Below are 25,979 nucleotides of genomic sequence, written 5' to 3'. Positions count from 1 at the left end.
GGCTGTGGAGGGGCGGGACGGTCAGAGGCGTTCGACGACGGTGGCGATCCCCATACCGCCGCCGACGCACAGGGTGGCCAGGCCGTATCGCAGGTCCCGGCGCTCCAGTTCGTCCACGAGGGTGCCGAGGATCATCGCGCCGGTGGCGCCGAGGGGATGCCCCATGGCGATGGCTCCGCCGTTGACGTTGACTCGGTCCAGGCTCAGCCCCATGTCCTTGACGTAGCGCAGGACGACGGCGGCGAACGCCTCGTTGATCTCGACCAGGTCGATGTCCTCGACGGTCAGGCCGGCCTTGGCGAGCGCCTTGCGGGAGGCGGGCGCGGGCCCGGTCAGCATGATGGTGGGATCGGCTCCGGAGACCGCGGCGGAGACGATCCGGGCACGCGGGGTCAGGCCGTGGCGCTCGCCCGCCTCCCCGCTGCCGAGGGCGACCAGGGCGGCGCCGTCGACGATGCCGGAGGAGTTGCCCGCGTGGTGGACGTGGTCGATCCGTTCCACCCAGTGGTACTTCTGCAGCGCCACCGCGTCGAAGCCGCCCAGCTCGCCGATGTCGGCGAAGGAGGGCTTGAGCCCGGCCAGGCTCTCGGCCGTGGTGCCGGGCCGGATGTGCTCGTCCCGGTCGAGGACCGTCAGCCCGGCCCGGTCCCGGACGGGCACGACGGAGCGGTCGAAGCGCCCGTCCTTCCAGGCGGCGGCGGCCCGCTCCTGGGACAGCGCCGCATAGGAGTCCACGTCGTGCCGGGAGAAGCCCTCCAGCGTGGCGATCAGGTCGGCGCCGACGCCCTGGGGGACGAACCCGGTGACGTCATTGGTGCGCGGGTCCAGCGCCCAGGCGCCGCCGTCACTGCCCATCGGAACACGCGACATGGATTCCACGCCGCCCGCCAGGACCAGGTCCTCCCAGCCCGAACGGACCTTGGCCGCGGCCATGTTGACGGCTTCGAGACCGGACGCGCAGAAGCGGTTCTCCTGGACGCCCGCCACCGTCTCGGGCAGACCCGCGAGGACGGCGGCGGTGCGGGCGATGTCCGCGCCCTGGTCGCCCACCGGGCCGACCACACCGAGCACGATGTCGTCGATCGCCGCCGGGTCCAGGTCCGGGAAGCGGCGCAGGGTCTCGTGGATCAGGCCGACGACCAGGTCGATCGGCTTGGTGCCGTGCAGGGCCCCGCCTGCCTTGCCGCGACCGCGCGGGGTGCGGATCGCGTCGTACACGTACGCTTCGGTGCTCACCCTGGGTGCCTTCCATGTCGGGTCTGGAGGAAGCCTCGAACGCAACTCACGTGCTGTCGGGGGGAGTCGGCCGCCGCTCAGCCGAGCAGGGAGCGGCCGATGATCTCCTTCATGATCTCGGTGGCGCCGCCGTAGATGGTCTGGACGCGGCTGTCGAGGAACGCCCGGGCCACCCGGAACTCGCTCATGTAGCCGTAGCCGCCGTGGAGTTGCAGACAGCGGTCGACGATCCGCTTCTGCAGTTCGGTGGCCCACCACTTGGCCATCGAGGCGTGCACGGCGTCGAGCCGGCCCTGGCTGTGCTCGGTGACGCAGCGGTCCACGAAGGTCCGGGTGACCGCGGTCTCGGTGGCCATCTCGGCGATCTCGAAGCGGATGTGCTGGAGTCTGGCCAGCGGCCTCCCGAACGCCTCGCGCTCCTTCACGTACCGCAGGGTGACGTCCAGGATCTCCTCGGCCGCGGCGGCGGCGCCGACCGCGATGGCCAGCCGCTCCTGGGCGAGGTTGGCCATGAGGTAGGCGAACGCCCGGTTCTCCTCCCCCAGCAGGTTCTCCTTGGGGACGCGCACGTCGTTGAAGAACAACTCCGCGGTGTCCTGGGCCTTCTGGCCGATCTTGTCGAGGTTGCGGCCGCGTTCGAAGCCCGCCATGCCGCGCTCGACGACGAGCAGGCTCTGCCCGCCGCTACCGCCCTCGGGGGTGGTGCGGGCGACCACGACGACGAGGTCGGCGAGGATGCCGTTGGAGATGAAGGTCTTCGCGCCGTTGAGCAGGTAGTGGTCGCCCTGGTCGGTGGCGGTGGTGCGGATGCCCTGCAGGTCGGAACCGGCGCCGGGTTCCGTCATGGCGATGGCGGTGACGAGGTCGCCGGAGACGAATCCGGGCAGCCAGCGGCGTTTCTGCTCCTCGTCGGCGAGCCGGGTCAGGTACGGGCCGACGATGTCGTTGTGCAGGCTCAGGGCCAGCCCGGAGGCGCCGGCGCGGGCGAACTCCTCGATGAGGACGGCGCTGTAGCGGAAGTCGCCGGTACCGCCGCCGCCGTACTCCTCGCCGACCGCCATGCCCAGCAGGCCCTGGCGGCCCGCCGAGCGCCACACCTCGCGGTCGACGACGCCGTCCCTCTCCCAGCGTTCGTGGTGCGGGGTGACCTCCTTGGCGAGGAAGGTCCGCACCGTCTCGCGGAAGGCCTCGTGGTCGGGGCCGTACAGGTCTCGTTCCAAGGTCACAGCCAACTCCTCACGTGCTCGATCAGCCGACAGGACACGGCGGTGGCGATGTAGCCGATGTCGTGTCCGGCCCGGGACGCCAGGGGTCCTCGCTGGCCCCAGCCGGTCATCCGGCCGTACACCAGCGCGGGGTTGTCGGCCATGCACTCCTCGGGGCCGACCCCGGGCCGCTCCGCGACACCGGGCCGGTACCCCTCCACCAGGATCTCGGCGCGCGCGGCCAACGCCCGTACCGTTTCCGGCCCTTCGGGTGCCTTGAGGTCGACCAGGACGGAGCGCTTGTTGCGGTTGGTGACGTCGTGGGCGGGATCACCGCGGAGCGGCGCGGGGCCGGGGCGGTCCACGCGCACCACGTCGGCGCCCAGGTCGGCGAGCAGCATCGCGGCGAACGGACCGGGACCGATCCCCGCCAGTTCGACCACGCGCACGCCGTCCAGCGGGCCCGCCATGTCGTGGCCGGGCGGGTCGGTGGAGTGCCGGCTCATGGGTTCCTTTCTCGGCGCGAGGCGGACTGGCCGCCGCCAGCCGGGGACTTACCGAGCGTTCGCTAAGAACGTAGGAGTGCGATGCCGGTCGGTCAACTCCCCGCGCAGCACTTGTTTTTACGGATCGACACCGGGAAAGTGGCATCAGCCGGCCGTCACGCGCCAGGCTTCCCTGAACGACCGCTAAGCAACGGAAGGGAGATGGGCCTTCGGACTCACGGCCGTACGATGTCGCCGACCGCCGCCCGTCCCGAGGAGAGCCGTTGAACACCGAGCCGAGCCAGGACACCACTCCCCCGGCGGAGCACTGGCGCTCCTACGGACCGCTCGATCTGCACCCGATCCTGCTGCACGCCATGAGGGCCTTCAACGAACACGGCTATCACGGCACTTCGGTCCGGGACATCGCCGGCCGGGTCGGCGTCACCGTGCCGGCGCTGTACTACCACTACGCCAACAAGCAGGCTCTGCTGGCCACCCTGCTGGAGTCGTCCATCAAGGACGTCCTGGACCGCTGCCGGGCCGCGGCCGGGGAGGCCGGGGACGATCCGCTGGCGCGTTTCTGCGGCATGATCGAGTCGATCGTGCTCTTCATGACCCACCGTCGGCAACTGGCCTTCCTGGACACGGAGATACGCAGCCTGGAGCCCCAGAACCGGGCACGCTACGTCGCCCTGCGCGACTATCTGGAGCACATGCTGCTGGACACGGTCGAAGCGGGCCGGGCCCAGGGCGTGTTCACCACGCCGATCCCGGCCGACGCGGTGCGCTCGGTGCTCGTCATGTGCCAGGGGGTCGCCAACTGGTTCCGCGAGGACGGCCCGCTCACCGCGGAGGAGGTCGCCGAACGCCACGTCCTGCTGTGCCTCGGCACCGTGGGCCACCCCGGCGCGGTCACCGGCGACCCTTCGCTCCCCTTCCCACGGCGCTCGTCCCCGCGGCCCGCCTCCCTCGCGCGGACCTCCGTCCCCCGGGATTCCGCCACGCGCACGTCCCGGTGACAGGGCGGGGCACCGCGCTCCCGCAACGCCCCGACGCTCCACCTCCATGATCCAGCATCCACGAGAGGACATGCAGCATGGACATGCTTGAGGCCCGAGCCCGGTTCCAGGAACTGCGCAAGAGGGACGGCCTGATCGCCGCCGCCGAACTCGACCAGATCTGGGCGGCGTTGGCGACCGCCCGCCCCGAGGACATACTCGGTGAGTGGAAGGGCGGCGAGTTCCGCACCGGTCACCCCCTCGAAGGCATGCTGGCGGAGGCCGACTGGTACGGCAAGACGTTCGCTTCGGTGCACGACGCCAAGCCGCTGATGTGCCGGAACGCGGCGGGCGAGCTGTACTCCAACCGCGAGCTCGGCCAGGGCGAGGCCAGCCTGTGGACCGTCGAGTTCCGCGGCGAGCCGACGGCCACCATGGTCTACGACGGCCGGCCGGTCTTCGACCACTTCAAGTGGGTGGACGACACCACGCTGATGGGGATCATGAACGCCAAGGGGGTCCCCGCCGAAGGCCCCTTCTACTACTTCTTCCTCGACCGTGCTCCCGAGCCCCCGCACGGGAGTCCGCGTGCCGAAGAGGGCCCGTGAGGCGCGTCCGCGCCGCGGTCACCGAGTCGCCGGGCGCCCCGTTCACCCTCCGGGACGCGGACCTCGAGGACCCGCGGCCGGACGAGGTGCTGGTGCGGATGACCGCGGTCGGCGTCTGCCACACCGACCTGGGGATGCGGGACACCTGGCCCCGGCAGCTCACCCCGATGGTCTTCGGCCACGAGGGCGCCGGCCGGGTCGAGGCGGTGGGCGCGGAGGTGACCGGCGTCGCGCCGGGGGACCATGTCTGCCTCACCTTCGCCAGCTGCGGCACCTGCGAGCAGTGCGCGATGGGCCACCCGGCCTACTGCCACACCGCCCGGGCCCGGAACTTCTCCGGCGGACGCGCCGACGGCACCACTCCGCTCTCCCTCGACGGCGCGCCGCTGCACGCCGGCTTCTTCGGTCAGTCCAGCTTCGCCACGCACGCCGTCGTCCAGGAACGCGGCGTCGTCAAGGTGCCCTCCGACCTGCCGGCGACGGTCGCCGCGCCGCTGGGCTGCGGCGGCCAGACGGGCGCGGGCACCGTGCTCAACCGGCTGCGCCCCGAACGGGGTTCGTCGCTGGTCGTCCTCGGCGCGGGCGGGGTCGGCCTGAGCGCGCTGATGGCCGCGGTGGCCGTGAGCTGCGACCCGGTGGTGGCCGTCGACCCGGTCGCCTCCCGCCGTGTCCTGGCCACCGCACTCGGCGCCAAGGCGGCCCTGGCCCCCGGAGACGGTCTGGTGGCGGCGCTGCGCGACCTCACCGGCGGTGATGCGCACCACGTCGTCGAGACCACCGGCCGACCGGAGATGGCCCGCCGGGCCGTCGGCGCGCTGCGCCCGCGCGGCGCACTCGCCCTCCCCGGCATCGGCGGCGAGGTGACGTTCGACGTGATGGGCCTGCTCGCCAAGGGCGTCCGCGTCCACGGGGTCGTCGAGGGAGACTCCGACCCCGGCCGCTTCGTCCCCGAGCTGATCGGCCTGCACCGGCGTGGCCTCTTCCCGCTCGACCGGCTGGTCACCGCTTTCCCGTTCGAGGACATCGGCGCGGCCGTGGCCGCCATGCGGGACGGCAGCGTGGTCAAGCCGGTCCTCACCTTCGCCTGACCGGCCGCTCCGGCCCGCCGCAAGAGCGCGGCTGCGCCCAGCACCGGGAACGGCGGTGCCGGAAGGCATGTCCCTGACGGAGGCCGCCAGCCGCCCGCCGGAACGCCGACGGCCGCTCCCCGCGCCGGCTGTCGACTGTCGGCAGTCGGCAGTCGGCAGTCGGCAGTCGGCAGTCGGCAGTCGGCAGCCCTGAGCCTTGGGCCTTGGGCCTTGAGCCGGCACGAACCGTTCACGTCGTGGGACGGCACATCACCCGGCAAGTGATCCCGGAGTCACGTCCTGCGCGGTGCGCGCCGAGGGAGCCCGGCCTCCTGACGGCGTGTGATTGACTGATCCGCATGGCCCCCGCCTCCCCGTCCGGCCATTCGGCCGCGTCCGCCGATCCGACCGCGGCCACTCGGCCCCGCAACCGCAAGCAGCTCATCGTCGACGCGGCCGGGCGGGTCTTCAGCGAGCGCGGGTACCACACGGCGTCGATGGAGGAGGTCGCCGCCGGCGTGGGGATCACCGCGGCCGCCCTGTACCGGCACTTCCCGAACAAGTACGCGCTGTTCGCCGAGTGCGCCGACGTCATGGTGGACAGACTGGTCGCCGCGCTGGACGAGGTGCCGCCCGGGGCGGGCCTGACAGACGTACTCACCCCCCTCACCCGGATCACCGTCGCTCATCGCGCGTCGGGCGGCGTGTACCGGTGGGAGGCCCGGTACCTCAACCGCGAGGACCGCCGGCGTCTCGGGGTGAAGTTCGGCCGGCTCGTCGCGCGGGTCGACGAGGCGGTACAGCGCGAGCACCCACTGCCTGACGAGCGCCTGCGGGCGATGGCGGCCCTCGGCGCGATCGGGTCCATCACGATGCACCACACCTCCATCGCCGGGCGCCGGGCCGAGGACCTGCTGCTGACGTCCGCGCTGGGCGTGGCCGCGAGCGATCCGACGGCGGGCCGGCCGGGCGCGCACCCCGTCGAGCTGCCCGCCCGGCCGGTGCCGCGCACGCGACGCGCGGAGATCCTCGCGGCCTCCGTCCCGCTGTTCGCCCGGGACGGATTCGCCAACGTCACGAACGGACAGATCGCGGAGGCGGTGGGGCTGACCCCGTCCGCGCTCTACCGCCACTACCCCGGCAAGATCGACATCCTGGCGGCGGCCTGCCTCCAGGCGGCGGGGCTGCTGGCCCAAGGGGTGGAGCAGAGTCTGCGCGAGGTGTCCGGCCCGCACTCCGCCGTGGTCGCGCTGGCAGCCACGTATGTCGCCTACAGCTTCGAGTACACCGAGCTCAACAGCGTCGCCGAGGCCGAGCTCGCAGGCCTGCCGGCCGACCTGCGGCGGCCCGTTGTCCTCGCGCAGCGGGAACACATCGCCGTCTGGGAGCAGCAGTTGCGGCTGGCCCGTCCGGAGCTGGACCCGCGCCAGGCCCGGGTGCTGGTGCACGCGGGGTTCGGTGTGGTGGTCGAGGCGGGACGCAGACTGCGGTGGCAGGACAGCCCCGGCCATCGTGAGGCCGTGACCGCTCTGGTCCTGGGCGCTCTGGGTCTCTGAACGCCGTCGGGCCCCGGCTGCGGCGAGGCGCCGTGCCGTGGAGCGCCTCGGACGCGAGTCTGCGCGCGTGGGCACGAGTCACCCTGGTGCCCGCCCCTCGTCCCCCCTGCCGCGGGGCGGGCACGGGCGGAACCGGACCGACGGCTCAGGCCGCCCTGTTTCCGGTGGGGATCGTGATGGGGGTGGTGGTCCCGGAGGAGCCCTTGTTGAGGAACAGCATGGCCAGGGCGCGCACGAACTGGTCGACCAGGTAGAAGGTGCCGGGCATCACGGGCGACAGCCCCTCACGGAACAGGATGTACGCCGGCCATGCGGTGCGGACCAGGGCCGCCGAGACGTAGTCGCGTTTCAGTCCCAGCCAGTCGCCGACCTCGTCGCTGAGGACGTAGCGCACGAACTCGTTCAGGAACCCGCGCGTGACGCCGAGGTCGATCTGCGCGGTCAGGCCGAGCAGTTCCTCGGCCAGGGCGATGCCCTCGGTCGACGGGGTGAGGATCGGGGCGAGCACCTGCGCCGACTGCTGTTCGGCGGCCGCCCATGTCCGGGGGATGTGCTCGTACGGCACCCCGAGCAGGTGGACGGCGACCTGCCACGAGTGCAGGAACGCCTCCTGGTCCGCGGCCGGGAACGGGATCTTCCAGTCGAGCAGCTTCCGGTACACGTAGGTGCCCAGGCTGTGGAAGGTGACCAGGATGTCGGCGGCGCTGATCGGGACGGTCTCGTCGGCGACCGCCCGCCAGTGCGGCGACTGCGGCAGCAGGTGACGCACCGCGGCGTGCACCACGCGCGTCTTGTTGGCGGTGACGACGAACTGTCCCGTCGGCTCGAAGGCGCCCAGCTGGGACAGGTCGTAGCCGAAGGTGAACGTCTTGGCCGCGCGGTCCTGCATGTCGGCGCCGCCCGCGGACCAGTAGACGCTCTTGGCCTCGCGCGGGATCACGGTGCTCATGATGCCGCTGCCGAGGCCGTACAGCATGAAGAGGTACGTGTCCCTGCGCCGGTTGAAGTCGGCCGCGCGAGCCAGCTTGGCGGGGTCGGCCCAGGAGGGCAGCCGGTTGACCTGCCGCAGGTAGGCGGCGAATTCGGCCGGCAAACCGCTGGGCAGCGGGTCGTTGTTGTTCACCCACGACGCCCAGGCGGTGTTGATCGCCGGCACGTGTCCGTTGTCGAGCATCGAGGCCATCAGCGGGTCCGCGGCGTCGTCCCAGATCCACTCCGGACCGGTCCCCGCGGCGGCTCCGGCCACCGAGCCCGTCGACGCCCGGGCGGGGTTCGCCACACTCACGAGACCGAGCGCGACACCGAGCGACAGGACCTTTCGCCTGCTGAGGTTCTCCATTGACTTACCTGCTTCCCTGAGGGGCCAGATGGTTCCGGGTGCCTTCGCAGACTTGCCAGTTGTGTGACCGATGAGCGATGAATCTTGTCGCACAGATGTGATTTTCGATTAACATAGTGAGGAGCGTTGCCCTGGGCAATGGTGGTGACGGAGGGCTTGCCGTCCGGGGTGGTCCACGATCCGCCGACGGCGTGACCAAGGTCGTGCCGCCTCTCACGGCGACCCGCCTGAGCGGCTCTCCGGCTCAGGTGGCCGGCGTCGGGCTCACTCTCGCGCTCCCCCGGCTCCTGATCGCCTTACACGACAGCGACCCCCGCCGCCCCGGCAGCAGCCGTGACGACCGCCTGGCCAGGTCCCGCCCGCCGGAGCGGGGAACGGCAGGGCCACATCGGTCTGCAAGCGCGGAGACGTACCGGAATACCGATCCGGGTTTCCGGGAACGGATGGGCGGGCCGGTCCGGTGCGCGGGAACCTGATTTCCGGACGACAGGGAGAAGGACCTCGGCTCCGCAATTCCTTCGCTCCACCGTGCAAGCGGCACCGGTTCATTTCCCGCGATATTTCAGGCCCCGCCGGTCCGCCTCGTCTCCACGCGCGGCTCGTCAGCCCGTGAATTTCCGGAAGTACCCGGTCAGTACCTCGGCCACGTCCTCGTCGGGGACGATGTGCCATTGCCCGACCAGGCTGCTGCGCGTCGCGTCCGGCAGGGCGCCGGCGACCGCGCGGGCCCATCCGGTGGTGAGTCCGCCCGTGCCGCGCTCGCTGTCGATGACCAGGGTCGGGGTCCGGACGGAGGAGATGACGTCGAGCGTGGTGGCGTCGGAGACACGGCAGTCGTAGACGAAGGTGTGCGCGATCTCCACCAGGGCGGGCCAGCTGTCCGCCTCGCGCATGCCGGCCACCAGGTCCGCGGGGACGCCGATCGCCGTGTGGAAGAGCTCGACGGCCTCGGGCCGCTTCCCCTGGGCGATCAACTCCGCCAGTTCGCCCGTCAGGTCGCGCTTCTCGACCGGGCTGCTGTCCGTCCAGACGGGCGGCTCGAACACGGCGAGCGCCGGGATGGGCAGGCCGGCCGCGGCGGCGTGCAGGGCGAGCAGCGCGCCCGAGGTCATGGCGTAGACGAAGGCCGACCCGCCCGCCGCGTCGATGAGCGCGGCCAGGTCGTCGATCTCGCGTTCCAGGGCGTAGGGCTGCCGGTCGGAGCTGGCGCCCCGGCCGCGCCGGTCGTAGACGAACACGGTGAAGTGCGGCGCGAGCAGCTTCGCCAGGGAGCGGTACGATCCCAGCTCGCGGTAGCGTCCGGCCGGGTCGACCATGATCAGTGCCGGGCCGGTCCCGCTGCGTTCGTAGGCGATGCGGGCACCGTCCGCCGAACGGACGGAGCCTGTCAGGGGCTCGAACATCGCTTCCTCACCCTCCGTCGGAGACAGTCGGACACACCGGAACGGCTCCTTGCGGAACTCAAGCAGCGCGTCCCCGCGCACGCAAGATCGCGTCGAGCCGTCTGGAGCCGCGCTCGAGTGCCGTTCGAGCGCGGATCGAGCGGGGCTCGAGGCGGGACGCGGGCGGAAGGCCGCCGGAGCACGGCCCTCCGTCGGCCGCTCGCCGCTTGTCCCCCCGTCAGGCGGTCTTCGAGCGGCGGCTGTGAGCTTGTGGCTCGGCGGACGGGCGACGAGCGAGGGGGGCTGCCATGCGGGTGCTGGTCACGGGAGGTGCCGGGTTCATCGGCCGAAGGACCGTGGCCGAACTGGTGCGGCAGGGCCACGAGGTACGCGTCCTGGACGCGCTGCTGCCCGAGGCGCACCCGGACCGGGTCCCGCCGCGACTGCCGGGCGTGACCCGGTTCGTGCACGCCGATCTGCGGGACGAGGCCGCCGTGCGCCGTGCGCTGGACGGCGTCGGGCTGGTGGTGCACCTGGCCGCCGTCGTCGGCCGGGGCCGGGAGATCCTGGACGCCCCGAAACACGTCGGCTGCAACAACCTGGCGACCGCGGTGCTCCTCGCGGCGATGACGGAGGCGGGCATCTCCCGCATGGTCCTGGCCAGTTCGGTGGCTCTCTACGGCGAGAGCGGCTATGTGTGCCCGCGGCACGGCCGGGTGCGCGCCCCGGCGCGGTCGAGGGCCGACCTGGACGCGGGCCGGTTCGATCCCCGGTGCCCGCGCTGCGGGGCCGGGGTGCGCGCCGAGCCGGTGACGGAGGACGACCCGGTCGATCCGCCGCGCAACGTGTACGCCGTGACCAAGCTGGCGCAGGAGTATCTGGTGGCCGCCTGGGCACGAGAGGCCGCGGGGCGGGTGGCGGCGCTGCGCTACCACCACGTGTACGGGCCGGAGATGCCCTACGACAGCCCGTACGCCGGTGTGGCCGCCGCCTTCCGCTCCGCGGTGGCCCGGGGGGAGGCGCCCGAGGTGTACGAGGACGGCGCGTCACAGCGGGACTTCGTCCATGTCCGGGACGTCGCCGCGGCCAACGCCGCCGCGGTGCGCTGGGCCGGCGCGGAGCGCGCCGAGGGACTGCGGGTGTTCAACATCGCGAGCGGCGAGCCGCGTTCGGTGGGTGAGCTGGCGGCCGCCGTCGCCGCGGCGGGCGGCGCACCGCCGCCCGTGGTCACCGGGCGGTACCGGATCGGGGACGCGCGGCACATCGTGGCCTCGCCGGCGCGCGCGAGACGGGAGCTGGACTGGCGGCCCCGCGTCCCGTTCCCGTCCGGGGTCGGGGAGTTCGTGTCCGCTCCGATGCGCGGTGAGGCACCGTGAGGCACGGCTCGGGTCCGGCGCGCTTTCCGGGCCACCCCATTTACTTTCTCTTTGGGGCTCCTTTACCTCCGTCAAGATCGAAGGAACTAGACTGAGCGTAAATACACCAGTCTTTTAGGGAGTTGATTTCACACAGAAGGTTCACAGGCTCTACCGCGTCTCCAGATCTGATTCCTGATTTCGTAACCCCTCACATCCCTTCGCCGCTCGTCTCGGTGCGTGGGGAAAACGTACGACGTTGAGATCGGGGAACCGCATTGATGACTGTCCATAATTCGCCGGCCGATGCCCCGAATGCCACCCCTCACAACCCCCACACCTCCCACACCCCCGCTGAATTCGCCGTCCTGGGCCCGCTCCGTGTCGTGCGCGACGGCGTCGACATCACGCCGACCGCCCCCAAGCTCCGCCAGGTGCTCGGGCTTCTGCTGCTCCGCCGTGGACAACTCGTCCGCACCTCCGACCTGATCGAGGAGCTGTGGGGCGAAGCACCGTCCGGCAGCGCCGTCTCCACACTCCAGACGTACATCCACCAGATCCGCAAACTCCTCGCCGAGGACCCCCTCGCGGACGACCGCCCCGTCCTGCACACCACCCAGTCCGGCTACCTGCTCACCCTGCGGCCGTCGCAACTGGACCTGGGCGAGCTGAAGACCGTGGTGCCGCTCGGCGGCCTGGCCCTGTCGCGCGGCGATCTGCACGAGGCCGAGCGGCTGCTGGGCCGGGCCCTGGCCCTGTGGCGCGGACCGACCCTCGCCGACGTGGCCACCGGGCGGCTCCTCACCATCCATGTGGAGGCGCTGGAGGAGACCCGGCTCAGGCTGCTGGAGCTGGTGCTGGAGACGGCGCTGCGGCGCGGCTCGTACCCGCTGGTCATCAACAGGCTGCGCGCACTGCTGCCGGCCCACCCGCTGCACGAGGGCTTCCACGCGATGCTGATCCGCGCGCTGCACCGGAACGGACGGCGCAGCGAGGCGCTCGACGTGTACGAGGGGCTCCGCGACACCCTCGCGGACCGGATGGGGCTCGACCCCTCGGAGGAACTGCGCAGACTGCACGAGGAGATCTCCCGCCGGACCACCACGGCACGATGCGCCCCGCCGCCGGAGGCACCGCATCCGGTACCCGCCGAACTCCCGCCGGATCTCGGCGACTTCGAAGGACGGGAGGCGGTGCTCGACCGGATCGGGCAGCATGTCGCGGTGCCGTCCGGGGAGAGCGCGCCCCGCATCGCCTGGGTGACGGGCATGCCGGGGGTGGGCAAGAGCGCGGTGGCGGTCCGCGCCGCGCACCGGGTGAAGGACCAGTTCCCCGACGGTCAGCTGTACGCCGATCTGGCGGGCACGCGCGAACCGGCGCAGCCTGCCCGGGTGCTGCTGTCCTTCCTGACCGCCCTGGGACTGCCCCGCGCGCAGATACCGGACGACGTGGAGGAGCGGGGCAAGCTGTGGCGGACCGCGACCGCGGGCAGGCGGTTGCTGGTGATGCTGGACGACGCGGCGTCGGCCGAGCAGGTGGAGCCGCTGCTGCCCGGCTCGGGGAGCTGCGCGGTCCTGGTCACCAGCCGGTCGCACGGGCTTGCCGGAGCCGCGCTGGTGTCCGTCGAGCCGATGGAGCCGGCCGACGGCCTGGACCTGCTGACGCATGTGCTCGGCACCGGGACGATCACGCGGGACCGGGCGTCCGCGAAACGGCTGGTGGAGCTGTGCGGGGGGCTGCCGCTCGCCCTGCGCGCGGTCGCCGCGCGGGCCTCGGCCACCGGGGGACGGTCGCTACGCTCGCTGGCCGACCGACTGGCCGCCCCGGAGACCCTGTTGAGCACGCTGCGCTTCGGCGGGCTGGACGTGTCCAGGAGTTACGACCTGGAGCGGGGCCGGCTCGCGGACTCCGAGTGGTCCGCACTGCGGCTGCTGAGCCAGCTCCCGGAGCACACCTTCACCGCGCGGCAGGTCGCCGAGGCGTTCGGCTGCAACGACAGCACGGCGGAACAACTGCTGATCCGGCTCGCGGGGAACCATCTCATCCGGGTCGAACCGCGGCACGACCGCCGTCCTCACCTGCGGTACACCATCCACCGGATCACCCGGGCGTACGTGGCCCAGCGGGTCCGCCCGCCGGTTCCGCAGGCCGCGTGAGTCACCTGTAGGCGGGCAGATGGGCGTCGAGGACCCGGCGGGCGTACTCCTCGTCCGCCGGGCGGGAGGCCAGTTCGGGGACCAGCCGGTGGAGCCGGTCGACGCAGACCCGGTGCGGCTGCGGACGGTCCGCGTACTCCCGTACGGCGGAGACGCCCAGGCCCGCCGCCAGGTGGTCCACGATCAGCTCGACGGGGACGGCGGCCCCCGAGGCCACGTTCACCACCGTGCGCGACGTGCCGCGGGCCACCAGCCGGTCGACGGCCGTCACCACGTCGGCGACGTCGACGAGGTCCCGCCAGGCGCCCCGGTGCACCCGCACCCGGCCCGAGCGCAGCTGCCGCACCAGCGCGGGGAGCAGCTGGTGCGGGGGCTGGCCCGGGCCGACGACGTGCGAGAGGCGCAGGATCAGATGGTCGGCCCCCGAGGCCGCGACGACCGCTTCGAGGCCGAGCTTGTGGCGGCCGTAGGCGTTGACCGGGAAGACCGGCCCCGACTCCCGGCCGGGCTCGTGCGGATCGCTGTACATCGCGGCGGAGGCGGTCGAGAGGAACAGCAGCTTGCGCCCCTCGCGCAGGCACTCGCGCAGCAGCCGGTGGACGAGCTCCGCCTCCCGGGCGTAGGCCCGTTCGGGGATGTCGCCGGTCCCGGAGACTCCGGCGGCGACGGCCACGACGTCGGGGAACGCGCCTTCGAGGGGAGCCAGCGCACCGGCCAGGAAGCCGGTCCCGACGATCTTCATCGGTGGGCCACCGGTACCCGGCTGTCGCCCAGCACCAGGCTGAGACCGCCCGCGCCCGCGCTGCCGGCCGAGGCGCCGTACGAGCCGCCGATCAGCAGCCGGGAGACACCGTGCACCTGCCGCACGGAGGCGCCGTCCAGCACGATGGACTCGTCCAGGCAGGCGCCCTCCAGCAGACAGCCCGCGCCGACCGTGGTGAACGGGCCCAGCGTGCTGTCCCGGACCACCGAGCCCGGGCCGACGATCGCCGGACCGTGTATCTCCGAGCCGAGGATCCGGGCCCCCTCGCCGATCAGGACCGGGCCGGTCAGTTCGCTGGCGGCGTCCACCGAGCCGTCGACGCGCGGCTCCAGCGGGGCGAGCAGGGTGCGGTTGCACTCCAGCAGGTCGTCGGCGTTGCCGGTGTCCTTCCAGTAGCCCTCGTAGGTGCTGCCCCGGACGTCGTGGCCGGTGGAGATGAGCCACTGGATGGCATCGGTGATCTCCAGCTCGCCCCGTGCGCTCACGTCGACGGCGCGCACGGCTTCGTGGATGCGCGGCCCGAACAGGTAGACGCCGATGACGGCCAGGTCGCTCGTCGAACTCTGCGGCTTCTCCTGGACGCCGGTCACCCGGCGCTCCGCGTCGAGCGTCGCGATGCCGTACTCGCTGACGTCGGTGACCTTGCCCACCGCCAGTTGCGCGTCGGGGCCGACCGTGGCGAACTCCGCGACCAGTTCGCCGATCCCGCCCGCGAGGACGTTGTCGCCGAGGTAGAGCACGAAGTCGTCGTCGCCGAGGAAGTCCCGGGCGATGAGCACCGCGTGCGCCAGGCCGCGCGGCGCGTCCTGGCGGAGATAGGTCACGCGCAGGCCGAAGGCACCGCCGTCTCCGACGGCCTCGCGGATCACGTCCTCCCATTCGCCGACGACGATCCCCACCTCCGTGATCCCGGCGGCCCTGATGTTCTCCAGGCAGTGGAAGACGACTGGCCTGCCACCGACGGGGATCAGCTGTTTGGGCATGGTCCGGGTGATCGGCCGGAGGCGGGTGCCGCTGCCGCCGGCGAGTACGAGGGCCCTCATCTTGTCTCCTCACCACCGGGTGGCTCCGGCCGCCCTGCGTGAACGACGCCGTGTGGACACGGAGAGCATGGCCACGGGCGCTTGACGGCCGCTCGACCACCGGCTGAGGGGTCGCCCGCGGGACCTAGGGCCTCACTCGACGCGGGACGTCACCAGACCGCGCGGAGCGGGCCCGGGCCGGTCGGCTCGGACTCGCCGGATCCCGCGGTACCGCGGGCGCACCGCACCCCGGGCGGGACCCGGCCGTGCCGTGCGCTGCGCGAGACCCGCTCTCTTCGAGCCCCGCCCAAGCGCGCCCCCGGCGTCGACGCGGCACGGGCATCGGGGCCGCCCCCGCCACGCCCCGGCGGTCACGTTCCCGGTGCCGCGCCGCAGGGCGCCGGCGAGACGGCACTCAGGGGCCCGCCCCAGAACGTCGGAGGCCGCTTTCAAAAGACGAGACGGTCCTGGAGGGCCTGCCCCCGGCATCAACAGGACCGCTTTCAGGACTCCGCGCCGCCGGGCGCCGGGGCAGGGGCCTGCCCCACGGACGGCACCTCGGGGCCGCGGGGGCGGGTGTCCGGCAGGGTGCCCGGCCCGCGGGCGAAGCCGTTCTCCGTACGGGGCGCCCTGCGCGGCCCGCGCGTCCTGCCCCGGTGTCCGGCACCGAGGGCCCGGGCGCCGCCCCGGGCGCACTGCCGGTGGTCACCAGACGGGGTTGAGGCGGGCGAACTTGTCGGCGAGCCGCTCGGTGGCGTAGAGACGGGCCAACGCGGAGTAGCCGAAGCGCACTTGTGCCTCGGTCGAGAGCACCGGCTCGATCAGGTGCTGGTCGAGGATCGACTCCAGTGCCGACTCCACGGTGGCCAGGTCCCAGCCGAGGAAGTCGGCGGCCATCTCCGCGGTGAACTCCGCGCTGGGCAACATGCTCAGCAGCCGGAAGGCGGCCTGCTCGCTGCGGGCCAGCGACTCGTAGCTGAGGTCGAACATGGCACGGACGTCGTGGTCGCCGTAGCGCAGCTCGCTCAGCGGGGTGCGGGAGCGCACCAGCTGGTCCGCCATCTCGGCGAGCGGGAACTGCGGCATGACGGCCAGTCGGCTGCCGAGCGCGCGCAGGGCCAGGGGCAGCGCGCCCGCCAGGTCGACGAGGCGCTCGGCGGCGGGGCGCTCGCGCTCCACCCGGTCGCGGCCGAGCACCTTGGCCAGCAGTTCGACGCCCTCCTCCCGGGTGAGCGCGCCGAGTTCGAGCGTGGTGGAACCCCCGTAACCGTGCAGCCCGCGGCGGCTGGTGACGATGACGCCGCAGTGCGGGTCGTTGGGCAGCAGGGCGCGCAGCAGGCCGATGTCCGGAACGTCGTCGAGGACGATCAGGATCCGCAGTCCGACGGTGACCGAGCGGAAGAGTTTGGCTCGTTCCTGCTCGCCCTCGGGTATCTCGCCGTTCGGTACATGCAGGGCGCGCAGGAAGTTCCCGAGGATCCCGCAGGGTTCGGCGGGTCCGGCGCCCGACGGCAGACGCGCGTAGAGCTGGCCGTCGGGGAACCGGTCGCGCAGCCGGTGCGCGGCACGGGTGGCCAGTGCGGACTTGCCGCAGCCCGGGGCGCCGGAGATCACCACCAGGGGCGCGGTGGTCCGGCTGTCGTCGGGGCTGAGGCGCCGGGTCAGCTCCTCCACGTGCTCGGCACGGCCGACGAAGTCCCAGATGTCGCAGGGGAGCTGGGACGGCGGGGTCAGCACCTCGGGCTCGGCCGTGTCGGGCGGGAGCGCGCCGACCGGGGAGGGGGCGGGGACGGAGTCCGAGGACAGCATCTTCTGATGCAGCGCGGTCACCTCGGGCCCGGGCTCCAGTTGCAGCTGCCTGACGAGATTGGCCCGCAGGGTCCGGAACACCTCCAGCGCCTCGTAGCGGCGGCCGGACTGGTGCAGGGCCGTCATCAGCGCGGCGTGGAACCACTCGTGCAGCGGGTGCTCGGAGACCAGCACCTTCAACTCGCTGACCAGCTCTATCTGCCGGCCGGTGCGCAGGTCGGCGTCGATGCGCAGTTCCAGCGCCTGGAAGCGGACCTCCTCCAGCCGGACGGCGTAGGCGTACAGCAACTCGCCGGACTCGACGTCCATCAGGGCCGTACCGGTCCACATGTCCAGAGCCTGGGCGAGCCGGGCGCCGGCCTCCTCGGCGCGGCCTTCGGCGAGCAGCCCCTTGCCCTCGTCGACGAGTTCACCGAAGCGGTGGACGTCGGTGGCGGCGTCCGGGATCGTCAGGGAGTACCCGGCCGCGCTGGTGCGCAGCAGTTCGTCGGCACCCTGCTCGGCGAAGATCCGGCGCAGCTTGTAGATGTAGGTCTGGAGGGTGGTCATGGCGCTGCTCGGGGGGTTGTCCCCCCACAGTTCCGTGATGAACTCGTCCACCCGCACGATGCTGTTGCGGCGCAGCACGAGCAGCGCGAGGACCTGTCGCTGCTTGGGTGCGGTGGGCGTGATGTCCTGGTCGCCCGCGAGCACCTGGAGGGATCCCAGCACCGTGAAGCGTAATCGTGCGGCAACCGGAGAAGTAGCCCCGTTCATATCGTGCCCCCTTCAAAGCTAGGTCAGTCCGTAGTAGATCAGTCCCGGGCCACCTCCGGCAGTTCGAGCGGGCGACCCCAGCCACCGACGTCGCTCCCGGCGTACGGTCGCCGTGGCGCAAAGTGCGAACCCCCTTCCCGGCAGCGGTCACAGGACCGACGCACGAGCCCGGACGGCGTCCACGACGCGGGCCTGTTCGGTCACCGCCCACGGGTCGCCGCACCGCGCTCCGCGCACTGCGCGCACGAACGCGCTGGTGCTGCCGTCGAACTGATCGAAGGCGTTCAGCATCAACTCCTCAGTATGGTCCTGTCGTTCGATGCGCACGACCGGTCGCAGGGTGCCCGGCGGGCTGTAGACCCGGTCCACGCTGAGCCGGCCCTCCGAGCCCCACAGCGCGTACGTGTTCCGGTATGCATGAGCGAAGCCGAAACTCACCTGCGCGGTCACGCCGTCCTTCCGTGCCAGCAGCGCACCGCCCGCCACGTCCACACCGCTCGCCGGGTCCGCGCGCAGCACCGCGCCCGCCACCTCCAGGCCCGCGCCGAGGAACTCCAGCGCGGCCCGCACCGGGTAGACCCCGACGTCGAGCAGCGCGCCCCCGCCCAGCTCCGGGCGGTAGCGGACGTCCCTGGGGGGGCGCGGCGGAATGCCGAACGCCGCGGACAGTTCGCGCAGTTCGCCGATGGCACCGCCCTCCAGCAGCCGGCGGACCTCGGCGTGCAGGGTGTGGTGGGGGAAGGTCATGTTCTCGTGCAGCACCAGCCGTCGTTCCCGGGCGAGCGCGAGCAGTTCCTCCGTCTCCGGCGCGCTGACCGTCGTCGGCTTCTCCACCAGGACGTGCTTGCCCGCCAGGAGCGCCCGCTCGACCCACTCGCGGTGCAGTCCGGTCGGCAGCGGCACGTACACGGCGTCCACGTCGTCCCGCTCCAGCACCGCCCGGTAGCCGTGGACGGGTGCGCCGCCGAAGCGCTGCGCGAAGTGCGCGGCCCGGTCGGGGTCACGGCTGCCGATGGCCGTGATGCGCGCCTGCGGCGCGGCCGCCAGCACCGGCAGCGTGCGCCGCCAGGCGATGTCGGCGCAGGAGATCACCCCGAACCGTACCGGCCGCTCACTCATAGCGCGCCCCCGTCGCCTGCAGGCACGCCAGCAGGGTGCGGGCCTGCATGTTGAGGTGGTACCCGTACTGGACGAGTCCGGTCAGTTCTCCCAGGCCGGTCCACCGGAATCCCTCCCCCGGCTCGTCCGGCCCGCCGGCCGCCTCCACCAGCAGGAAGCGCTGCACCGCGTGGTGGAATCTGCCGCCCTCGTCCGACAGCCGGGTGTCGAACCGGATCCGTGAGGGTCCGGCGGCGAGCACCTCGTCGAGGAAGCGGGGAGGCCGCGTGTGGTTGGTGGGGGTGCACTGCACGGTGGGGGCGAGCTCGAGCAGGTCCAGCGACCCCGCCTCCGCCCTGGCCTGCACCAGCACCTGTGTCTCGCCGGCCCGTTCCCGCACCAGGAACGCCACCACTCCCTCGCCGGCCGGGCGCAGCAGCGGCTGGGTCCAGGCCGGGACCTCGCGGCTGTCGGCGTGTACGTCGGCCGCGACGATGGAGAAGTAGAGGCCCTGCTCGTGGGCGATCGCGTCGGCCGTGCGGTGCCAGCCGGGCAGCCCGGCGAGCGGCACCCGGCGCCGCCGCACCAGCGTGGCCGCCTTCCTGCCGGTGAGCCAGCGGCGCAGTTCCGCGGTGTCGCGTCGCCCGGCGAACGGGAAGCAGGACAGCACGCTGCGCGCGTTCATGTTGACGACGTTGTCACGGCGCAGCAGAGCGCGCAGCTCGCCCGCCGTGAGCCAGCGGAAGTCCTCGTGCTCGGGCACCTCGCCGGTCGTCTCGACGACCATGTTGCGGTTGCGCTTGCCGAGGAACCAGGAGCCCGGCTCGGACTGGAGTACGTCGACCAGCACCGTGTCGGGCCCCGGGCGGAAGTGCTCCAGGTACCGCACCCCGCGGCCGCGGTGCACCCCGGTGAAGTTGCTCCAGGTGGCCTGCACCGTGGGCGAGAGCTGTACCGAGTTGATGTTGCCCGGTTCCATCTTGGCCTGCATCAGGAAGTGCAGGACGCCGTCGAACTCCTTGGCCAGGATGCCCAGTACGCCGATCTCCGGCTGGTCGATGACCGGCTGGCACCACTCGGCCGCCGGGGTGCTCACGGCCAGCCCGCGCACGCCGAAGAACTGACCGCTGCGGTGCACGAGATCCCCGTACGAGGGCTCGAACGACCAGCCGTCCAGGCCCGCGAAGGGGATCAGGGAGACATCGGCGCGTTGTCGCGCGGACCGCTGCCGGAACCACGCGTCGAAATCGCCGGCGGTTCCCCGCGAGACGGCCGCGGACTCCTCGAAGCGGCGGACGGTGTCCCGGACCGGTGCCGGTCCCGGCGGCGGAAGGGAACGGGTCGTGGGCATGGCACCTCCAGTGACGAACCGGGCAGGCCTGCGGTGACCGATCAGGTGATCGAGCCTCGATCGAAGGGCTCAACGGTCACTTGACGCTCCCTCCACACCCGCACCAGGCGCCCGCTGCGGTGGCGGGGCTCTCAAGGGCTCTTCGAGACGGCGCGGCGATCCTGCGCCGGACCAGAGGCTCTCTCAGGGAGGCATCGGCCATGCGATTCCGCCGGCTCGGCAACAGCGGTCTCCAGATCAGCGAGATCATCCACGGCACCATGCGGCACCCCGCGGGCGCGGTCGACGAGGCCGAACTGGCCCATCACGCACGTGCCGCGCTCGACGCGGGCGTCACGACCTTCGACACGGCCGACATCTACGGCATGCACGCCTGCGAGCGGTCCCTCGGCAAGGCCCTCGACGGCGTGCCGCGCGACACCGTCGAGCTGATCTCCAAGGTGTCCATGCCGGTCAGCCTGAGCCCCAACGGGCAGGGCCTGTCCCGCAAGCACATCATGGAGTCCATCGACGGCTCGCTGCGCCGGCTCGGCACCGACCACCTCGACGTCTACGTGGCGCACCGCTACGACTACGCGACCCCGCTGGAAGAGACCATGCGGGCCTTCGCCGACCTCACCCGCGCGGGCAAGATCCTCTACATGGGCTGCTCCGAGTGGCGGCCCGAGGAGCTGCGCCGGGCGGTCCCGCTGGCGCGCGAGTACGGCGTGCAGCTGATCGCCAACATGATGCGCTACTCGATGCTGTGGCGGCTGCCCGAGCAGGAGACGATCGGCGTCTGCCAGGAGCTCGGCCTGGGCGTGGTGCCCTACTTCGGGCTCGAACAGGGCGTGCTCACCGGCAAGTACCGCCCCGGCGAGCCGTATCCGGACGGCAGCCGCGCGCACGACGCCCGGGGCGGGCGTGCGGCGCTGATGCGGCAGATGCTGAACGAGGACGTGCTCTCCCGGGTGGCCGGGCTGGGGCCGGTCGCCGGGGAGCTGGGCATCACCACCGGACAGCTCGCGACGGCCTGGCTGCTGAGCCGTCCGGGGGTCTGCGGCGTCACCGTGGGCGCCACCCGTCCCGAGCACCTGGAGCAGAGCGCCGCGGCCTCCAGTGTCGCCCTGGAGCCCCGGGTGCTGGAGCGGATCGACGAGATCCTCGGCCCCGTGGTGGTGCGCACCGAGGCCGATCTGCCGCGGGCCGAGGGGGCGTGACCGCGATGACGGACGTCCTGATCGCGGGGGCCGGGCCGGTCGGGCTGACCCTCGCGCACGAACTGCTCCGCCGCGGTGTGCGGGTCCGCCTCGTCGACGCGGCGGCCGGCCCGTCCCCCACCAGCCGCGCGCTCGCCACGCACGCCAGGACCCTGGAGATCTACGACCAGATGGGCGTGGTCGGCGACATCCTCGTCCGGGGCCGCAAGGCGGAGCACTTCAGCATCCACCGCGGCGGCCGGCGGCTGGTCCGGTTCGGCCCCGAGTACTCGCGGCTGCCCACCCGGTACCCGTACACCCTGGTCATCGACCAGGCGCTGACCGAAGAGGTGCTGCGGGAGGCCGTGGCCCGCCAGGGCGTTCGGGTGGAGTGGGGCACCCGGCTGGTCTCGCTCGACCAGGACGCCACCGGCGTACGGGCCGTCCTGCGGCACGGCGACGGCACCGAGGAGACGGCGGACGCGGCCTGGCTGGCGGGCTGCGACGGCGGGCACAGCACCGTGCGCAAGGAGCTGGGGCTCACCCTGACCGGTGACTCCACCGAACGCTGGCTGATCGCCGACGCCGTGGTGGACATGGAGCTCCCTCCCGACAGCCTGCATCTGATGCACGTGGGCGGCGGCACCGTGATGGCGGTGCCCTTCCCCCAGGAGGGCAGGTGGCGGCTGCTGGACACCGTGGACACCGACCACGCCGACGATCCCCGGCTGGTCGCGGCGCGCTTCTCCCGCAAGATCACGGCGGGCAGCGGGGTGCGGGCCCGGGTCCACGAGCCCACGTGGGTCTCGGTGTTCGACATCCAGCAGCGCATGATCGACCGGATGCGGCTCGGCCGCTGCCTGGTCGCCGGGGACGCCGCGCACGTGCACAGTCCGGCCTCCGGGCAGGGCCTGAACACCGGTGTGCAGGACGCGTTCAACCTGGCCTGGAAGCTGGCCATGGTGGTGCGCGGCGAGGCCGCCGAGACCTGCCTGGACTCCTACGGCGCGGAGCGTGTGCCGGTCGGCGCGCGACTGCTCAGGGCCACCCGGACGGCGACCGGGCTCGTCGCGCTGAAGAACGCGGTGCAGGCCATGGCGATGCCGGTGGCCTTCGCGGTGATCCGGAACGTGCCGGGGCTCCAGGCGGGCATCGAGCGCAAGATCATGCGGAGCATGACCGCGCTCGCCCTGGACTACGCGGACGGTCCCCTCACCCGCCGGGCCCCCGACGGCCCCGGCCCCCGGCCGGGGCAGCGGGCCGCGCAGGTCACCGAGGAGGAGGCGCGCGCCCCGGGCTGGCAGGCGTTCCTGGAAGAACTCCGCGACCCCCGCTGGACGTTGCTGGCGCACGGCGCGCCGGAAGGTGACTGGCTGGAGCGCGCCGCGAAGGAGCACGGCGGCTGGCTGTCCGTGCGCACCGCCGGAGAGGACGCGGCCACGGGCCCCGGCGCGCTGGCCGACCCGGGCGGCGTCGCCCGCCGCGGTCTCGGGCTGGAGCCGGGGGGCTGGCTGCTGGTCCGGCCCGACGGGTATCTGGCGGCCCGGGGCGACCGGCTCACCGAGACGGGGTTGCGCTCCGCGCTCGGCGCGCTGCCCCTGGCGGAGCACGCCTCGTGAGGGGCGCCGCCGTGCCGGGAGCCGCCGTGCGGACGGCGTGGCGCGAGTGGTCGTCGAGCGGTCTCCTCCAGGGCGGGGGGCGGGCGTGGATCTGGGGCTGAGGGACAGGACCGTGCTCGTCACCGGCGGCAGCCGGGGCATCGGCCGGGCCGTGGCGCTGGCGTTCGCCGGGGAGGGGGCACGGGTGGCCGTCACGTACGGCACCGGGGCCGCGGCGGCGTACGAGGTGGCCGCGCGGCTGGGCCCGGACGCCCTGGCGCTGCGCCACCCGCTCGACGACCCCGGCGCTCCGGAGCAGACCCTGCGGGAACTGCGCGAGCGGTGGGGAGGCGGCCCGGACGTGCTGGTCGCGGGCGCGCTGCGGCGCACCCGGCGGCGCGCGCCCGGGGAGCACTTCGAGGACGTGCCGCCCGCCGAGTGGACCGCGTTCCTGGACGACAACCTGGTGCGCACGCTGCGCACGGTGCAGCTCGCGCTTCCCGGCATGCGGGAGCGGGGCTGGGGCAGGGTGGCGCTGATCTCCTCGCACATCGCCGCCAACGGCGCCGCGGGCCAGGAGTTCTACGGCGCCGCCAAGGCGGCCCTGCACGGCCTGGTCCGGAGTCTGGCGTGGGACGTACGGGAGGCGGGGGTGCTGGTCAACGCCGTCTGCCCGGGGCTGACCCTGACCGAGGGCGTACGGACCGAACTGCCGGAACGGGTGCGGGCGGAGGCCGCCGCGCGCACCCCGGGCGGCCGGCTGAGCCGCCCGGAGGACGTCGCCCGCACGGTGCTGTTCCTCTGCTCCGCGGCCAACGGGAACGTCAGCGGGCAGTCGATCACGGTCGACGGCGGGCGCTGACGCCCCCGCCCGGACGGGACCCGGCTCTCACCGCCGCGTGGAGCAGCCCTCTAGCGCAAGGCGCCATCGTCACACCGGGAGCCGGCAGCCGCCGGTCCGGAGCCCGACAACAGGTGGAGGAACCGCGCATGGAGCCGCGGATCACGGTGAGCCTGGTGCAGCAAGGTGTATGGGACATGCCCCTGGAGTCCATGCCTCTCGCGGCCGGCTACATCAAATCGACAGCGCTGGCGGACGACCGCATCAGTGAGCGCGTGACCATCGACATCCACAACTACAAGGGTGAGGTGACGCTCGCCGCCATGGCGAGCGACCTGCTGGAAGGGCAGCCACCCGACATCCTCGCCTGCTCGGTGCTCGGCTGGAACGTGCGCACCTTCGGCCTGCTCGCCGAGACCTACAAGCAGCTCAACCCCGACGGTCTGGTCGTGTTCGGCGGCACCCACGTGGCCAACCAGGCCGAGCGCATCTTCCGCATGTACACGCACGTCGACGTCATCGTCAACGGCGAGGGGGAGCTGACCTTCCGCGACCTGATCCACGCCCGCCTCGACGGACGGGACGGCACCGGCCTGCACGACGTCCAGGGCATCTCCTTCCGGGACCGCGAGGGCACCCTGGTGACCACCGAGGACCGGCCCCGGATCGAGGACCTGGACATCATCCCCTCGCCCTTCCTGACCGGGGCGGTCCCGCTCACCGACGACGACGGCCGGTTCCGGTACGACGTCGCGCTGATGGAGACCAACCGCGGCTGCCCGTACAAGTGTTCCTTCTGCTACTGGGGCGGTGCGGTCGGCCAGCGGGTGCGGGCGTTCTCGCGTGAGCGGCTGCGCCAGGAGCTGGAGCTGTTCGCCAAGCTGAAGGTGCACACGATCGTGCTGTGCGACGCGAACTTCGGGCTGCTGCCGATCGACGAGGAGTTCGTGGACGACCTCATCGAGGTGCGCAATCTGTACGGCTATCCCCGCGCGCTGGAGACCTCCTGGGCGAAGAACAAGTCGAAGGTCTTCTACTCGATCGTGCACAAGATGAAGGAAGCGGGCATGCGCAGCTCCTTCACGCTGGCACTCCAGACGCTCAACCAGGACGCGCTGAAGCTGATGAACCGGCGCAACATGAAGGTGAACGCCTGGGAGGACCTCGTCGAATGGCTCGACGGTGAGGGGCTGGACTGCTACGCGGAGCTCATCTGGGGCGCGCCCGGCGAGACCGTCGAGACCTTCATGGAGGGATACGACCGGCTGTCGAAACACGTGTCGCGCATCGCGGTCTACCCGCTCCTGCTGCTGCCGAACACCGAGTACGCGGAGCAGAAGGACGTGCACGGCATCATCTCCGTGCGCGGCGATCACGACGACTTCGAGTACGTCCTCGCGCACCGCACCATGAGCTACGAGGACAACCAGCGGATGCAGAGCTTCCTGTCCTGGTCGCGCATCCTCTGCGAGAACGCCGTCTTCCGGCACATCTGGGTGGCGCTTCGGGAGTTCGCCGGCCTGCGCCAGTCCGAGGTCCTCCTGGACATCGGGGCCTGGATGACGCGGACCGACGACCCGGCGGCCGAGCCGCTGCGCAACACCTTCGAGAAGATCGCCGGCGGCGCCGACCTGTACGGCATCGCCGTGAGCTACCTCTACGGCTCCCCGGACGCCAAGCGGATGCTGGGCCGCTGGTGGAACGAGTCCATCCGTCCCCGGGTGCCCGAGGAGCACCAGGAGGTGCTGGACGAGGTGTTCCGCTACGACATCGTCACCCAGCCCGTCTTCCCGCAGGAGGAGACGGCCCCGGCCGAGGACGAACTGCCGACGGTCGTGCTGAACGGCGAACCGTTCTTCCTGCGGGAAGGCATCCCGTTCCGCTACGACGTCCGCCGGATCGTCGCCGACCTGCGGGCGGAGCGCACACCCGACCTCACCCCCGGCTCCCACCTCGTGGACCTGCACTACCGCAAGGGATTCGAGAACTTCGCGACGTCCACCAACCACGAGGAGATCGTGCACTTCATGGGCATGACCCGGGCCCAGGTCGACCTGGAACTGGCCGGTGACGCCGCGGACGGACAACCCGAGGTCGCGGCGCTGCTCGGCGACCGGGGCGGCTGCGGCTGAGGACGCGGCGCCCCCCGAACCCACTCCCCCCCGAACCACTC

General features: G+C 72.4%; 19 protein-coding genes and 1 pseudogene. 10 read left to right on the top strand and 10 right to left on the bottom strand.

Features of this window, described 5'->3' with window-relative positions; all coding sequences use genetic code 11:
- Window positions 1-21 precede the first annotated feature (21 nt).
- The 3 genes and pseudogenes from ACFY2L_RS09740 to ACFY2L_RS09730 form a co-directional block, all read right to left on the bottom strand.
- Window positions 22-1,236 carry an acetyl-CoA C-acetyltransferase gene (locus ACFY2L_RS09740; protein WP_390821971.1) on the bottom strand — a complete coding sequence of 405 codons (1,215 nt, stop codon included), beginning with the start codon at window positions 1,234-1,236 and terminating at the stop codon, window positions 22-24.
- A gap of 77 nt (window positions 1,237-1,313) precedes the next feature.
- Window positions 1,314-2,462 carry an acyl-CoA dehydrogenase family protein gene (locus ACFY2L_RS09735; RefSeq protein WP_390821970.1) on the bottom strand — a complete coding sequence of 383 codons (1,149 nt, stop codon included), beginning with the start codon at window positions 2,460-2,462 and terminating at the stop codon, window positions 1,314-1,316.
- A gap of 44 nt (window positions 2,463-2,506) precedes the next feature.
- Window positions 2,507-2,947: pseudogene (locus tag ACFY2L_RS09730) on the bottom strand (CoA transferase); the annotation flags it as partial.
- A 263-nt stretch (window positions 2,948-3,210) separates the two neighbouring features.
- Here ACFY2L_RS09730 and ACFY2L_RS09725 point away from each other — a divergent pair.
- The 4 genes from ACFY2L_RS09725 to ACFY2L_RS09710 all read left to right on the top strand — a co-directional run bounded on the left by ACFY2L_RS09725 (window position 3,211) and on the right by ACFY2L_RS09710 (window position 7,158).
- Window positions 3,211-3,948 carry a TetR/AcrR family transcriptional regulator gene (locus tag ACFY2L_RS09725; RefSeq protein ID WP_390821969.1) on the top strand — a complete coding sequence of 246 codons (738 nt, stop codon included), beginning with the start codon at window positions 3,211-3,213 and terminating at the stop codon, window positions 3,946-3,948.
- Window positions 3,949-4,025: 77 nt separating this feature from the next.
- Window positions 4,026-4,535, top strand: coding sequence for a DUF4334 domain-containing protein (locus tag ACFY2L_RS09720; RefSeq protein WP_390656370.1), 510 nt, complete (start codon window positions 4,026-4,028; stop codon window positions 4,533-4,535).
- On the top strand, window positions 4,532-5,623 hold the full coding sequence (locus tag ACFY2L_RS09715; protein WP_390821968.1) for an NAD(P)-dependent alcohol dehydrogenase: 1,092 nt from the start codon (window positions 4,532-4,534) through the stop codon (window positions 5,621-5,623). Before ACFY2L_RS09720 ends, ACFY2L_RS09715 begins: the two co-directional genes overlap by 4 nt.
- A gap of 338 nt (window positions 5,624-5,961) precedes the next feature.
- Window positions 5,962-7,158: a TetR/AcrR family transcriptional regulator gene (locus ACFY2L_RS09710; protein ID WP_390656368.1), complete on the top strand. Its 1,197-nt coding sequence runs from the start codon at window positions 5,962-5,964 to the stop codon at window positions 7,156-7,158.
- 145 nt (window positions 7,159-7,303) lie between these two features.
- Here the strand turns inward: ACFY2L_RS09710 and ACFY2L_RS09705 are convergent, their stop codons facing one another.
- Window positions 7,304-8,497: an oxygenase MpaB family protein gene (locus ACFY2L_RS09705; protein WP_390656367.1), complete on the bottom strand. Its 1,194-nt coding sequence runs from the start codon at window positions 8,495-8,497 to the stop codon at window positions 7,304-7,306.
- A 602-nt stretch (window positions 8,498-9,099) separates the two neighbouring features.
- Window positions 9,100-9,900 (bottom strand): alpha/beta fold hydrolase, encoded by an 801-nt coding sequence (locus ACFY2L_RS09700; RefSeq protein ID WP_390656366.1) that lies wholly within the window; start codon window positions 9,898-9,900, stop codon window positions 9,100-9,102.
- Window positions 9,901-10,187: 287 nt separating this feature from the next.
- Between ACFY2L_RS09700 and ACFY2L_RS09695 the strand changes: the two genes are divergently transcribed.
- Window positions 10,188-11,255 (top strand): NAD-dependent epimerase/dehydratase family protein, encoded by a 1,068-nt coding sequence (locus ACFY2L_RS09695; protein ID WP_390656365.1) that lies wholly within the window; start codon window positions 10,188-10,190, stop codon window positions 11,253-11,255.
- A gap of 365 nt (window positions 11,256-11,620) precedes the next feature.
- Window positions 11,621-13,390, top strand: coding sequence for a BTAD domain-containing putative transcriptional regulator (locus tag ACFY2L_RS09690; protein WP_390821967.1), 1,770 nt, complete (start codon window positions 11,621-11,623; stop codon window positions 13,388-13,390).
- 1 nt (window position 13,391) lies between these two features.
- Here the strand turns inward: ACFY2L_RS09690 and ACFY2L_RS09685 are convergent, their stop codons facing one another.
- From ACFY2L_RS09685 to ACFY2L_RS09665, 5 genes are all read right to left on the bottom strand, one after another.
- Entirely contained in the window at window positions 13,392-14,132 is a 741-nt protein-coding gene (locus ACFY2L_RS09685) for an NAD-dependent epimerase/dehydratase family protein (RefSeq protein WP_390821966.1), read from the bottom strand.
- A complete protein-coding gene (locus tag ACFY2L_RS09680; protein WP_390656362.1) occupies window positions 14,129-15,196 on the bottom strand; it encodes a glucose-1-phosphate thymidylyltransferase in 1,068 nt (355 codons plus the stop codon). The genes ACFY2L_RS09685 and ACFY2L_RS09680 overlap by 4 nt, the downstream gene beginning before the upstream one ends.
- 684 nt (window positions 15,197-15,880) lie before the next feature.
- A complete protein-coding gene (locus ACFY2L_RS09675) occupies window positions 15,881-17,695 on the bottom strand; it encodes a BTAD domain-containing putative transcriptional regulator (RefSeq protein WP_390821965.1) in 1,815 nt (604 codons plus the stop codon).
- 192 nt (window positions 17,696-17,887) lie between these two features.
- Window positions 17,888-18,859, bottom strand: coding sequence for a Gfo/Idh/MocA family protein (locus ACFY2L_RS09670; protein ID WP_390821964.1), 972 nt, complete (start codon window positions 18,857-18,859; stop codon window positions 17,888-17,890).
- Complete coding sequence (locus ACFY2L_RS09665; RefSeq protein ID WP_390656359.1) at window positions 18,852-20,189, bottom strand: NDP-hexose 2,3-dehydratase family protein; 1,338 nt, start codon at window positions 20,187-20,189, stop codon at window positions 18,852-18,854. Before ACFY2L_RS09665 ends, ACFY2L_RS09670 begins: the two co-directional genes overlap by 8 nt.
- Before the next feature lie 200 nt (window positions 20,190-20,389).
- Between ACFY2L_RS09665 and ACFY2L_RS09660 the strand changes: the two genes are divergently transcribed.
- The 4 genes from ACFY2L_RS09660 (at window position 20,390) to ACFY2L_RS09645 (ending at window position 25,938) form a co-directional block, all read left to right on the top strand.
- A complete protein-coding gene (locus tag ACFY2L_RS09660) occupies window positions 20,390-21,388 on the top strand; it encodes an aldo/keto reductase (protein WP_390821962.1) in 999 nt (332 codons plus the stop codon).
- A gap of 5 nt (window positions 21,389-21,393) precedes the next feature.
- Window positions 21,394-22,986, top strand: coding sequence for an FAD-dependent monooxygenase (locus ACFY2L_RS09655; RefSeq protein ID WP_390822403.1), 1,593 nt, complete (start codon window positions 21,394-21,396; stop codon window positions 22,984-22,986).
- Window positions 22,987-23,071: 85 nt separating this feature from the next.
- Window positions 23,072-23,827 carry an SDR family NAD(P)-dependent oxidoreductase gene (locus tag ACFY2L_RS09650; protein ID WP_390656357.1) on the top strand — a complete coding sequence of 252 codons (756 nt, stop codon included), beginning with the start codon at window positions 23,072-23,074 and terminating at the stop codon, window positions 23,825-23,827.
- Between the two features lie 128 nt (window positions 23,828-23,955).
- Window positions 23,956-25,938, top strand: a complete 1,983-nt coding sequence (locus ACFY2L_RS09645; RefSeq protein ID WP_390821961.1) for a KedN5 family methylcobalamin-dependent radical SAM C-methyltransferase — start codon at window positions 23,956-23,958, stop codon at window positions 25,936-25,938.
- The last annotated feature ends 41 nt before the right edge of the window (window positions 25,939-25,979 follow it).

The sequence above is a fragment of the Streptomyces sp. NPDC001381 genome, from assembly GCF_042895685.1.
In the GTDB taxonomy this organism is placed as follows: domain Bacteria; phylum Actinomycetota; class Actinomycetes; order Streptomycetales; family Streptomycetaceae; genus Streptomyces.
Note: the sequence above shows the minus strand (reverse complement) of the source record. Positions and strands in the feature narration are given on the sequence as shown.